This is a genomic window from Segatella paludivivens DSM 17968 = JCM 13650, assembly GCF_000373185.1.
Classification (GTDB): domain Bacteria; phylum Bacteroidota; class Bacteroidia; order Bacteroidales; family Bacteroidaceae; genus Prevotella; species Prevotella paludivivens.
Window position 1 is genome coordinate 1 of sequence record NZ_KB890649.1, and the last position, 13,675, is coordinate 13,675.

At 37.7% G+C, this 13,675-nt stretch carries 10 protein-coding genes and 1 pseudogene; 1 reads left to right on the forward strand and 10 read right to left on the reverse strand.

The features are described from left to right. The 8 genes and pseudogenes from B045_RS0108295 to B045_RS0108325 form a co-directional block, all read right to left on the reverse strand. A pseudogene (locus B045_RS0108295) lies at positions 1–190 on the reverse strand (IS256 family transposase); the annotation flags it as partial. A 226-nt stretch (positions 191–416) separates the two neighbouring features. Then, the gene (locus B045_RS15090; protein WP_081618615.1) at positions 417–596 is read right to left on the reverse strand and encodes a YgaP family membrane protein; all 180 of its coding nucleotides are present in this window, start codon (positions 594–596) and stop codon (positions 417–419) included. 12 nt (positions 597–608) lie between these two features. Beyond that, a complete protein-coding gene (locus tag B045_RS0108300) occupies positions 609–926 on the reverse strand; it encodes a hypothetical protein (RefSeq protein ID WP_018463809.1) in 318 nt (105 codons plus the stop codon). Between the two features lie 7 nt (positions 927–933). Next, complete coding sequence (locus B045_RS0108305; protein WP_018463810.1) at positions 934–4,140, reverse strand: efflux RND transporter permease subunit; 3,207 nt, start codon at positions 4,138–4,140, stop codon at positions 934–936. Between the two features lie 10 nt (positions 4,141–4,150). Next, positions 4,151–5,224: an efflux RND transporter periplasmic adaptor subunit gene (locus tag B045_RS0108310; protein WP_018463811.1), complete on the reverse strand. Its 1,074-nt coding sequence runs from the start codon at positions 5,222–5,224 to the stop codon at positions 4,151–4,153. Between the two features lie 23 nt (positions 5,225–5,247). Further along, positions 5,248–6,570, reverse strand: a complete 1,323-nt coding sequence (locus tag B045_RS0108315) for a TolC family protein (protein WP_025884246.1) — start codon at positions 6,568–6,570, stop codon at positions 5,248–5,250. Positions 6,571–6,605: 35 nt separating this feature from the next. Next, positions 6,606–7,001: a thioredoxin gene (trxA, locus tag B045_RS0108320; protein ID WP_373277757.1), complete on the reverse strand. Its 396-nt coding sequence runs from the start codon at positions 6,999–7,001 to the stop codon at positions 6,606–6,608. A gap of 19 nt (positions 7,002–7,020) precedes the next feature. Continuing rightward, positions 7,021–7,281, reverse strand: a complete 261-nt coding sequence (locus B045_RS0108325) for a hypothetical protein (protein ID WP_154650133.1) — start codon at positions 7,279–7,281, stop codon at positions 7,021–7,023. Between the two features lie 360 nt (positions 7,282–7,641). Here B045_RS0108325 and B045_RS0108330 point away from each other — a divergent pair, with 360 nt between their 5' ends. After that, positions 7,642–8,214, forward strand: coding sequence for a DUF4738 domain-containing protein (locus B045_RS0108330; RefSeq protein ID WP_018463815.1), 573 nt, complete (start codon positions 7,642–7,644; stop codon positions 8,212–8,214). A 78-nt stretch (positions 8,215–8,292) separates the two neighbouring features. Here B045_RS0108330 and B045_RS0108335 read toward each other — a convergent pair whose 3' ends face one another. Together B045_RS0108335 and B045_RS0108340 are read right to left on the reverse strand one after the other, a co-directional pair. Further along, positions 8,293–10,374, reverse strand: coding sequence for a RagB/SusD family nutrient uptake outer membrane protein (locus B045_RS0108335; protein WP_018463816.1), 2,082 nt, complete (start codon positions 10,372–10,374; stop codon positions 8,293–8,295). A 12-nt stretch (positions 10,375–10,386) separates the two neighbouring features. Next, positions 10,387–13,470: a SusC/RagA family TonB-linked outer membrane protein gene (locus B045_RS0108340; protein ID WP_025884242.1), complete on the reverse strand. Its 3,084-nt coding sequence runs from the start codon at positions 13,468–13,470 to the stop codon at positions 10,387–10,389. Positions 13,471–13,675 lie beyond the last annotated feature (205 nt).

Here is a 13,675-nt window from a genome sequence, read left to right on the forward strand (position 1 = left end):
CATTACGACGATTGGTTTTATTCAAAGGCTTGGTTGCCTCAAGATGATTATCCAACTCTCCTTCAAGAGCGGCATTAAGAAAATCTTCCAATACACGGTGAAAAGCACCATCTTTACCAAACAAGGCGGTGCCACTCTTAAACTGATCTTTTGCCTGAGATAACATCTCAGAATACTCTTCTTGTGTCATTTTGATAACATTATTATACTGTAAAAACAGCGATTAATACTTTTTATTGTATTAACTCATGACACAGTTGAAATGACATCCTCTCTTGTTTTCCTATTTTGTGTGCAAAATTACATCTATATGTTGAAAAAAAAGTATCTACATGAAATATTTTCCATTTTTTAACGCCCTGTATATGTTGTGATAACACATTGTTTATAGGCTATCTTTAAGGTATTTACGTGTATTATTTTTTCTTTTTTAATATCAAATCTAATGGGCAGAACTTCGTAAACGATGATTGCAATAAATTGATACCAACAAAAAGTGGAAGTAATAACCAAAGTATAGATACAAAATATGCCAGCACGACGCCAACTATAATCATAATTCCGGCTATTCTTCTGATAATATATTCTTTTTCCATAATGATAGTATTTTATAATAATATTGAATTCTTCTCTACATCAATAACAAATGCGTGAGCAGGAAAGCTAAATTCTGAATCCATATTGCATTGGTTAACTTTCTCTATTACAAGTGATGATTCTTCTTCTGTAGTAAAGCAGAAAAACAGAATGGAATTGGTTTTTGCATTACCCGAATTTTCTCCGAACCAATTTAATAGTTGAGAGCTCTTGTTCTTTTTAAATCCGGTTATATCTATTGTGCTAAACCTCTTCACGCCAGCTTGATCAAGTAGCTGGGCTACTTGGTCATGGCTTTCTTTGATACTTAATATGATTGTCAGTTTCATAATTCTGTTACTTTACTTTGTTTTTTAGCATTTTAAAGTATAATAGTGGAACTACAATTAAAGTGAGCACTGTTGATGTGATAGTTCCTCCGATGAGAGATATTGCCAATCCTTGGAAAATAGGATCGAAGAGTATTACAATTGCACCTATCACAACACCTCCAGCTGTGAGTAGGATAGGGGTGGTTCTTACTGCTCCTGATTCCACAATCGCCTGTTTAAGTGGAATTCCTTCTTTTAATCGTAGGTCGATGAAGTCAATTAGCAGTATAGAGTTACGCACCATAATACCCGCTAGGGCAATAAAGCCGATCATGGATGGGGCGCTGAAGTATGCTCCCATGATCCAGTGTCCCAAGATAATACCAATTAGAGATAGCGGTATAGCCGATAATTGTACTAGAGGCGTTATGAAGTTTTGGAACCATGCCACAATCAGTACATAGATAATAATCAATACGAATAGGAATGCGACTCCTAAATCGCGGAATACTTCGTAGGTTATCTGCCATTCTCCATCCCATTTCAGCGTGAAGTTATCTTCTTTGCTTGGTTGCTTGTTGTACTCTTCGTTTAGCTTATAACCTTCTGGCAATTTTACTTTTGATAGATTTTTTGATACATCAGACATTGCATATATTGGACTTTCCAATTTTCCAGCGACATCAGTTGTTACATAGACCACTCTTTTCTGATCTTTGCGGTTAATGCTTTTATCTTTTGGTCCTTCAGTTACTTTTACCAAATCTCCAATAGGTATAGCCATGCCTTGCTTGTTTACAATTTTCATGCTCAGGACATCTTCTATACTAGACTTGTCTTTTTCTGGCATTTGTAATACGATGCCAATTTGATCTACACTAGATGGGCGATGCAATATACCAATCTGCATACCTGCTAAAGCAGCATTGACGTTTTGTAGCACTTGTGCCTCTGGTATTCCCAGTTTCATCGCTTTGTCTTTATCCACTACGAATTTATACTCAGTCTGATTATCTTCTACAGTCCAGTCAGCATCTACAACATTGTCTGTTTTTGACAAGATGTCTTTAACCTGACTGGCAACATTGATTTGTTTCTCATAATCAGGACCATAAATCTCGGCTACGATGGTTGACATAACAGGAGGACCAGGTGGAACTTCAACGACTTTCACATTTGCGTTATATCTTTTACCGATAGCCTGCAAGTCTGCACGCATTGATTTTGCAATGTCGTGACTTTGCTCGCTACGTTTTCCCTTGTCAATCAAGTTGACCTGTATGTCAGCTATATTATTGCCTGAGCGCAAATCGTAATGGCGTATCAGTCCATTAAAGCTTATAGGTGCTGATGTACCTACATAGGTTTGATAGTTGGTCACCTTGTCGTTTTTGCTTACATATAGTCCAAGTTCTTTGGCTACCGCAGATGTACGTTCCAAAGTTGTTCCTTCAGGCATGTCAACAACAATCTGGAATTCATTCTTGTTATCAAATGGTAGCATCTTTACAGGTACTGATTTCGTAAAGAACAGTACGAATGTTGCTAGCAGAATGACGGTTAATGACACCATGAAAGTCCATCTTCTTTTTCTGCTCTCAAGAAATGGTGTTGTTATTTTAGAATATACTTTATATATAAATGTCTCATGCAATTCGGTAGATGACTTCTCTTCTGCCGCACCGTTGCTCTTTTTCTCTTTAAATCTTAAGAAGTGATATCCGAAATATGGTGTTAACGTTAATGCAATCAATAGCGAGAATGTCATCGCAATAGCTGCACCGATAGGCATCGGACTCATGTATGGCCCCATCATTCCTGATACAAATGCCATTGGCAATACGGCAGCGATAACCGTTAATGTGGCAAGAATAGTAGGGTTGCCGACTTCGTTGATAGCAAAGAGTGCTGCTTGAAGTGGCGGTAGATTTTTCATCTTAAAATGTCTGTGCATGTTTTCTGCAATGACTATAGAGTCGTCTACTACAATACCCGTGACAAAGACAAGGGCGAAAAGCGTAATTCTATTCAGTGTATACCCCAGAAAGTAGTAGGCAAACAGCGTTAGTGCAAATGTGATTGGGACAGACAAGAATACGACTAGTCCTCCGCGCCATCCCATAGCGAGCATTACAAACAAGGTAACAGCGACAATAGCAATAACCAAGTGCATTAACAGTTCAGATACTTTGTGAGATGCTGTTTCGCCATAGTTGCGTGTTACATCTACGTGGATGTCATTTGTGATAACATTCTCTTTCAACTGGTTTACCTTGTTAATAACAGTTTCTGCCAGTTTCATCGCATCTGATCCTTTTTTCTTGGCGATAGATATCGTTATGGCAGAATAATCATCTGGCATATTAGCTTTCTCCTTTGCCTCGGCTGCTCCATAACTGAATGAAACATATTGCTTAGGAGTTTCAGGTCCGTCTTCAACGTCTGCAATTTGATAAAGATATACAGGCTGATTGCCATTTGTACCGACAATCATATTCTTAACTTCGTCCTTATTAGCAAAGAAGTTTCCTGTTTGAACAGAGTAGGTCTTATCTCCGGTAACGATATTACCGCTTTGCATCTGGACATTGTTTGCCTGAAGAGATTGTGAAATAGTCCCGAAGTCTACATGACTTTCAGCCATCTTGTCTTTGTCAAGTATCACTCTTACCTGACGGCTTTGCCCCCCAATAACTTTTACTTGTGCAACATCCGGTATTTTTTTGACTTCGTTACCTACAACCTCAGATACCTGTCTTAGTTCATATCCGCTCATCTTATTGCTCCATAGCGTGAATGCCAAAGCTGGAACATCATCAATTGAACGTGTTTTAACGAGAGGTATCGTTGTACCTTGTGGCATGCGGTCCATGTTTTTCATGATCTCGTTGTACAATTTTACTAAAGACCGTTCTGAGTCTTCGCCAACGTAGAATTGTACGGTGAGCATACCCATGCCATTCATAGAGGTAGAATATACGTGTTCCACTCCCTTGATGTTTGATACAATCTTTTCCATCGGTTGTATCACTCCAGATTCCACTTCTTTCGGTGTAGCGCCTGGGTATCCGATCATAATGTCCGCTGTAGGAACTTCTATTTGAGGATCCTCTTCGCGTGGAATATAATATATGCTGAATATGCCTAAAAGCAAAAATGCAAAAACGAGCAATATGCTTAGCTTGGATTTGATAAATGCATTGGCTATCTTTCCTGAAATTCCATTTTCCATAGCTCGTGTTTTAGTTTGTTATGATAATTTTTTGTCCATTGTATAGTTTCACATGAGCGCTCTCTATCACTCGGTCGGTTTCACTAAGACCAGACAATACGATTACTTGATCTCCTGTTTCCTTGCCGAGACGCACCCAATGCAAAATAGCTTTGTTGTCTTTACCTGCAACATAAATACCAGTGAGTTGATCTTTTGTTACGATAGATGATTTATTGACAAGTATTTGTGACGTACCTCCAGCTGCTTTCTTATTTTGAATATGGATTCCGGCATACATACCAGCACGTAGTTTGGCCTTGTCACTCTGACTGATAGAGATTTTTATCCCATATTGTCCTCCTGTCATTGTTGCAGATGGACTTAGTTCGCTGACGATACCGTTTATATTGATACTCAAAGATTTGATATCAATCTTTACATGGTCGCCAACATGTATATACGCTACATAGTTTTCAGGAACAGATGCGGTTACATTCATATCTCCGGATTGTTCTACTGAGAGCAGTGGCATTCCTGGATTGGCAATAGTGCCTTCATCTACCATTTTCTGTGTAACGACTCCAGAGAAAGGTGCCCTTATATTGGTATAAGCGAGCATTGATTTCACTTCTGTTAATCCCTGTCTTGCCATTTGCAGACGCGCTTTAGCCGAAGTGTTTTTTAGTGCAACGTTTTCCAGTTCTTTATCAGAAACACTCTTTTCTTCGTGCAGTACTTTATATCTTTGGTAATCTCGCTGAGCATCTTTTGCGGCAGCGTTTGCCTCGATAATCATAGCCCTGACCTGAGCTTCTTTAGCTTTTATATCACTACTGTTTATGATTAAAAGAGTCTGACCTTTTTTAACCATGTCACCTTGCTTCACATAAATCTTATCAATGTATCCCATCACCTTTGTGCTGATTACAGCAGTCTGTTTGGCAGATACCATACCACTGATAAAGATTTCTTCTCTGTTAGTACTTGTAGGATAATAGGTATTTACTCGTACCGCACTCTCTTCTTTTTCTTTATTTGATTTAGATGAGCATGATGCAAGCACCGCAATTGCTGCTATGTATAAAAATGTATGTACTTTCATTGTTATAACTGATTTGATGTGAATTAATAATTTGATGTAAGTAATTCTGTATAATATTTCGTGATATTATATGACATGATTGTCTGGGCTAAAGCAATTCTCTGCTGAGAGAGTTGTGCTTGGGCTGTGAGAACATCTGTGGTGCTGGCAAGTCCCTCTTTATATCTGTTGTTTAAAATTCTGAGAGCTTCGGTTGCTTGTGCCACACTTGTATCGTGTTTCTTGATTTCAATTTGCAAATCATTCAAATCTCGTCGTGTTTTGTTAAGTTCTAATCGGCTTTCATCAATAAATTGATTCAATTCTTTATTTATCTTGCTAGTTGTATAATTAGCAGATTTTATCTTACTATGGTTCTGATTTCCAGAGAATAGGTTCCATGATAGAGAAATACCAGCCATATAAGAGTTTTTATTAAAGCCAAAAACTTTATTATCATTCAGTTGATAACTACCAAATGCGTTTACTTTAGGTAGGAGAGCCATCTCTGATGATTTAGCCATCATCTTTGATGCGTTAAGAGCAGTTTTCATTGCCATGATGTCTGATCGTGTTTCAGAAAGCTCTTTGTTTTCAAATCCGATAATCTCCTGTGTCAGAGAATCAGTAGAATACAGGCTTTGCTTGTCTTGAGGATTTCCAGCGATGAGGTTCAGTCTTTCAGATGCGTTCTCTATATTACTTGTTGCCTTAGAGAGTGCGCTTTCTACCGTATTTAATTGCACTTCTGCATTCAGTACATCAGATTTTTGTACTAATCCCTGTTTGTAGAAGTTGTTAACTGATTGATTAATTTGTTTTATATCAATCAAAGTTCCTTGTAATATCTGTATCAACTGATATGCAAACTGTAGTTGGGTATAGGCTTTCTTAACTTCAAATGTTATATAATTTTTAGTATATGCCGATTTATATTTGTATACATCTTGCTGAAGTTTTGCGCCTTTGCGTGCATAAATCATATCAAGATTGAATATAGGGAGTTTGGCATCGAGAGAAGTTCCGTAGTTATGTGTCGCTCCTGGATTGTTCAATTTTGAAGGTTCGAAATCTTGTGATGTAGCAATACCTTGCTGCAGTAGGAATCCGAATGCATTCAAGGGATTGTTGGTAACCATAGCTGTATAATTGACAGACAGCTGAGGTAAAAATACAGCGTCTGTTTGATGATAGTTTGCGTTAGATATCCGGTAATCAAGTTCCGCTATCTGTATGTTGGCGTTATTCTTTGCGGCAATAGCAACAGCGTTTTCCATAGAAATATGATTTTCTGGTTGTGCGCTCATTGCTATTGAGTTCATAAGAATATACCCGGCTGCAATCAAAAAAAACTTTATTTTATTCATCTTTTTTCTTGTATGGGGGTTAAAAAGTAATCTTCTTATTTAGCGAGTAGAATATCTTTGATAGCTTTCTCAAAGCCACTTTTTGGCATGGCTCCGACAGACATTTGTGGTGCATTGTTCATCGGAATGAACAATACTGATGGTATGGATCTTATTCCAAAGACAGCTGCGAGGTCTTCCTCTTGTTCCGTGTCTACCTTATATATGTAGATACTGTCTTTATATTCTTCAGCCAGTTCTTCCATAATAGGACTTACTGCCTTGCACGGACCGCACCACGTTGCATAAAAATCAATTATTGCTGGTTTGTCACCAAGGTAATCCCATGTTGCAGGATTATGCTCGAAGTCTGCTACTTTTTTAAGAAACTCCTCTTTAGTCAATTGAATTGCTTTCATATATGCTGTGTTTAAATGTTTATATACTGTTATTTATTCTTTAATGATAATGCTATTTCTTTGGTTTGTATGGTTTTATAATGTCTTTGTAAACTTGTCTTTTATCGTTTGACAAAGAGCAGCCTCCTGCTCCGCAACACGATAAATTAAATATCCCTTGGAACATAAGCAATGCACCGAAAAGTGTTATTACATTCTCTTTAGAAGTTATGCCCATTACGCATAGGCCTATTCCAAAAATCATTCGAATGATACGTGATATGTTCCAATCAACGAGTATTCTGTTCATCCATTTAAAAGTACTCTCTTTCATATTCGTTTTTATTATATTGTTCGTGATTTCTTTCTGATTATAATTCCTTGAGATATATGTTCCTTTGGAAAACAATGCAAATATAAGCTATGTTTTCTATAAAACAAAATTTCCAGAGGAAAATATCGTATTTGTATGTAATGTTTTCTGCTTATTTTACAATATTACTTAATTTCAATGCACATAGAACATAAACTATGGTTTTCAATAAAATATTTAATTCTTTATCTTTGTGCTATTTTTAATGTAATCTAGCAACGATAATGTAATATTCCATTCTGTAAAATATAACACGTTTTATTTTGCTTTTCCACTCGTTTGCAGTATCTTTGCATAATATAATAATTTAAGGCAAGCAAAATGAAGACATGTTATGTTGCGGCATTGGCATTAGCTATAGCTGTTGTATCTTGCAAGCAAGACAAACGAACCGGTGATATAATAACTAAAAAACCGGTAGCTGAAGTTCAGAAGACAATTCAAAAAACTGGCGATTATTCTCAGACACGTCAGGTGAATTGGCTTGGGAATAATTATTCTATTGTAGTACAACGAATGGCAGAAACATCTTCGACAGTTGTTGATGATGCTTCAGGAAACAAATATTATGATAATAAGATTATTGTAAGAATATTGAGAACAGATGGCACCGAATTCTTTAAACGTGAATTTAAAAAGTCAGATTTCTCTTCGTATATTGATAATTCTTATAATGAAAAAGGTGTGCTTTTGGGTGTAGTCTTTGATAGGGCAGAAGGAGACAATATGTATTTTGCTGCAAGTGTAGGCTCACCGGACAAATTGAGTGATGAGTATATTCCACTTGAGGTAAAAGTATCAAGAACTGGTAGTGTCTCTATTTTAAAGGATACACAGCAGGATACAGGAAGTCAACAGCAAAAAGGCGATGATGAAGAAATGACTGAAGACTAAATGATATTGATTATACAACATAAGAAAAAGAGATTAAGGAAATACCTTAATCTCTTTTTTCTTGTTATTAGGAGTTGATTAATATCCTTTATTCTGCCAGAAACCAGTAGTGCTGTTTTCATCTGTTGTCAAATTGGTAACAGAGTTTGTTTCTGCATCTGGTATTGGACGATATAAATGATGACTGTCAATGTTGGCAGATCCCTGCGCATTATATTTCTTCACGTATTCAACGAGTTTACCTGTACGCTTAAGGTCGAACCAACGTTGGAATTCACCACAGAGTTCAACACCACGTTCCTCAAGAATATCGTCGATAGAAGATATGCTGCTTAAAGAGTTATCTTGTCCTGATATAGCACGAGCCTTACGAAGTGCATTGATAGTTGTAAGAGCATCTGTGGCACCACCTGATCCAAGCTGACCTTCAGCCTTGATGAGATACATCTCTGCTAAACGAAGAACGAAAAAATCACGATAAGAGATGTCGTAAGTTGGATAAGTCTTGTCATAAACATTATCCAGGAACTTAGATATACATGGGAAAGAACGATATCCTTCAATCTTTGGATCATTATAGCGTCCATCACCATATACATCAGATACTGTTTTTCCACCAGTTGTAGGAAGAGCTTTTGACTCGTCGGTAGATGTATAGACAGGAATATCTCCACCTATGGCGAATTGAATGCGATAGCGATTTTTTGCCCGAGCCTGTAAAACCTTACCATCTTGCGAGTCTCCGTCTAAGATGCTATAGTAGATAGCTGTATCACGGAACGCTTGTAGTTTACTGGCATCAGTGATATTTTTATCAGCCCATGCACCCATCTTGGTATAGTTCTTTGCATTTTGTGAAAGGTCATGATTTGCAATGCGATATGCATCAAGCATTGTTCCCTGATAACGTTGATCAGTAGTCTGATGCTTTGCAAGTATACGCCATAAGTGTAAAGACGGAAGATAGCGAGTAAAGCCACGACCGTAAGGTGAATATGCTGCAGCTACAGCAACATTCTGTCCTGTTTTCTTACTTGTTATTGTATTCCCGTCATCTGTTGCACGATAGAATACGCATGTGTTCTTTGTTCCGTTTCCACCAAGATCATTACATCCATTGTTCCAGAGAGGTACAAACATCAGCAACATAGAACTACCACCACGAGTGTAACCTGTACGTGTGATAAGGCTGTTGTATTCTGTGTTGCTTCCATAACGTGGAGGTATACAGTTTACAGTAGATTGCAAATCATTTGAATATGAAACTCCAAACAATGCCTCATTATTTTTTGTCCAGTCCTCATTATTCATAGACCATAAATCGCTGTAGTTAGAATATAGAGTAGCTCCACTTCCGGTGATGACAGCGTCAGCCTCTGTAGCTGCAGCTGAATAAAGAGCTTTAGAATCCATGTTTGAATACTTGTCGTTTCCTGCTACTTGTTTATTGAGTTGCCCATTTATCCATGATGCAGCATACAATAGAACACGAGCTTTCAATGCACGTGCAGACCATACTGTGGCATGTCCGCTAGCCTTTGTTGTAACTGCAGCTAAGTCAGTAATGGCATTGTCTAAATCTGCTAGAATCTTACCATATACTTCGTTTTCTGGCATACGTATAGGATTAGTGTTCTGGGCAGTGATTGGTGCGTCATTGTATGGAATGGCACCCCACATGTTTACCATATTAAAATATGTGAGTGCTCTTAAAAATTCAGCTTCACCCTTATACTTGGCTTTGGTTGCATCATCAATCTGTGAACATTCTGCCACATATTTTAATGCATTGTTGCATACATCAATACCAGCATAGCCCATTTCCCAATATTGATCAAGGCAAGGATTGTCATTTACATTATCGTCTAGCGATACAGAAGATATGTTGTATGAGTTCATTGACTTCTGCTTATTATCAAAACCATAATAGAATAAGTCTGTTCCACCTTCTGTAAGACCTAAAGCTGGTTCTTTTCCATACCATCCACGCTGGAATGCGTAGCATGAAGAAATCAATCCCTCAATACCAGATTTCGTAGCATAAGTGATGTCTGCTGTTTCACCAGTCTTGTTCTTTTCATCTAGAAAGTCTGAACAGGACGTTGTTCCAAATAGTAATGATGATGAAACGGCTATATATAATAATACTTTTGTTTTCATGTTCTATTTCTTTTAGAATTCGAGATTAATACCGATAACTGCTTGCTTGGCAAGAGGGAATGAAAAACCACCACCAGCTTCAGGATCGAAGTTGTCTATGTGAGAGAATGTAATGAAGTTCTTTAAGGAACCATAGATTCTTGCATTGCTCAGACCAATTTTTGTAATCCACGCTTTCGGTAGACTGTATGATAGCGTGATATCCTTAATCTTGAGGAAGTCGGCTTTCTCATATAGTAATGATGAACCGTAAGTGGTGTAGATAGACTTGTCAGCTCCAGGACTTGGGAATTTAGCATTTTGATTTGTATAAGTCCAATAGTCTGTGCATCCGCCGCCCCAGTTGGCCGTCTCATAATCAAGTCGGTTATTCATTGCGTATGGTATATAGCCACCAAGGCGTGCCATAAGCTGAACGCTAAGAGAGAAGTTCTTGTATGTGAACGTATTGTTCATACCAAAGAGGTCTTTTGGATCAGCATTGTAAACTTTGCGGTCATCGGCTGATAACTTTCCATCGTTATTGCGATCTGAGATTTTAAGTGTACCTGGATCTCCGTATCCAGAAGGATAACTTGCTGCAACTTCATTACCGTTACTGTCATAGAACTTATGGCTTGCTATGTAGTTAGCGAATTCGCCCACACCCCATGTGCCATAAGTCTCATAGTCTAGATATGTGTTGACGCGTTCGCCTACGATTCTTGCACCATTATTATTACCAGTTTCATATTTGTTAATGCCACCTGTCAATTCTGTAATCTTATCAGACATGTGAGAATATGACCAGTTAATATTCCAACTGAAGTTCTTCGAACTAATGACAAGAGTGTTTAGTTGAAGTTCTATACCTGAACCCTTGGTCTTACCGATATTAGATATAACACTTGGGAATACAGAAGAAGTAGGAGCAGACTTGTAGAACAATAAATCATTAGTTTTGCTGAAATACATATCAACGCTACCGTTTATTCTGTTGTTTAAGAACCCAAAGTCTAAACCTACATCAAAAGAAGAAGTCTTCTCCCATTTAAGGTCAGGATTACCCATGTGACTAGGTATCTTACCAGCAACATCGTTACCAGCAAAATTGTAGTAGATTGACGAGGAGTTCAATGTAGACAAAGTCTGATATGCATCAATGGCTGAGTTACCAGATAAACCCCATGACAAACGTAGTTTTAAGTTGTCTAACCATGATTTTGTTCCTGCCATGAATTTCTCCTCTGTAATACGCCATCCTAATGCTGCAGAAGGAAAATATCCCCATTTGTGACCTTCTGCAAGTTGTGATGCTCCATCAGCACGAAGTGATAATGTTGCCAAATACTTGCTATCATAAGAATAGTTCACACGTGAGAAGAATGACAGCATACTATTCTTTGTATATCCGTTTCTAATTGTAGGAGACGCGATTTTTGATAAGTCATAGAAAGAACTTTCATAATAATGTGTTGTTCCTGCGTCACCGAATATATTAGTAGATTCATATACAGACTGCAACAGTTCATGACCAACTAATGCTGTTAAGTCACTTTTTGAACCACCAAAATTAGTATTGTAGTTGATGGTGTTATCCCATGTCAGGGCTGTTGTGTTGTATTTGTTTGATGAAATATAATTAGTATGAGGGCTCTGATAGCGAGTTGTACTTTCATAATCCTGATACAAACCATCGCGAGCATCTGAACGATCAACATTAAATAATGAGCGATACATCAGACCTTTGAATGGGGTGAACTCAACGTATGCATTTCCAAAGAAACGTGTTGTTTCTATATTATGCTGGAAACGACCGTCTACCATGTCAAGAAGAGGATTGCTGTGAGCAGCATACCATGGGTTAGGAGTTGTGTTGATGCTTCCGTCTGATAGATAGGCGTGAGTTATTGTTGTCATCTTCAATGCTTGAGCAAATACTCCAGAATTGGCTTTGTCGTTATTCTTATAAGAGAACATTAGACTACCGCCAATCTTAAACATATTGTTGATTTTGTGGTCTATATTTACTTTACCGTTATAACGGCTCAATTTATCCTGATCCATAAGACCATTATCATACATTGCACCGAGAGAAACATTGAAGTTCGTTTTTTCGTTACCACCAGATACTGCAAGATCGTAGTTCTGTGATGCAGAGTTCTTTAGAATAAGGTCGCCCCAGTTTGTGTAAGACTTGTCCTGATAAATGCTGTAAGTCTCGGTACCGTCATCAAGTTTATATCCTGCTGTTACTTGTTCAGCTGTGGCATTTGAAGTACCCCATTTACCACTTGTCTTATCTGCAATGTAGTTGGCCTTGTCAATCAGTCGATTCATTTCGGTGTCACCATACATTGACGTTGGAGTACTTGTAGGACTGTTGAATGAGTTGTAGACATTAAGGTTTACCTTTGTTTTTCCAGCTTTACCATGTTTTGTTGTTATGATGATTACACCATTTGCACCTCTACTACCATAGATTGCAGTTGATGAAGCATCCTTCAATACTTCCATTGACTCTATGTCATCAGTGTTGATATCAATAGTTGAACCATATTGAACTCCGTCAACAAGAACTAATGGACCGTTTTGTGCCAAGAGAGAGCGAGTTCCACGCAACGTCATGTTTAGACTGCCACCAGCCTGACCAGAAGATTGTGTAATGTCTAGTCCTGGAATCTTTGCCTGCATGGCCTGCATAGCATTTGCTGAAGCAACTTTTTCCAAATCAGATGATTTGATAGATGATATTGATCCTGTCAAATCACGTTTTTTCATTACGCCATAACCAACGACAACCAATTCATCAAGTGTCTTGTCATCGCTTTGCATAACGATATTAAATTTAGTTTGGTTGCCTACTTTTATGGACTGTTTCTTGTAACCAACATAAGAGAATTTAAGGATAGTACCGTCGTTGACATTGGTGAGAGTAAAATCACCGTTAAGGTCTGTTACTGTACCACCAGTGTTTCCGCTGACTATGCTTACGCCAATAAGTGGTTCTCCAGTGTTGTCTTTGACTGTACCTTGAATGGTTTTTTGTGCAAAAGAAGCCATACAAAGCATGCTCAAAAGCAAAGCCAATGAGACTTTTCTTAATTTTAAATACATAGAATTTGTTTTAGTTTGACATGTTACTATTTATATTAGATATAAGTGAATTGTTTTTCCGGTACTTAAGATTGACCAAATTTAGTGATTATTCTCAGATTTTATTAAAATGCCATCTGTTTTCTCGTTTATTTAATAATGTTATACGGTTTTTTTAATTAGTTAACAAAAAAAAGCTGCATCATTATAATGATGCAGCCTCTTA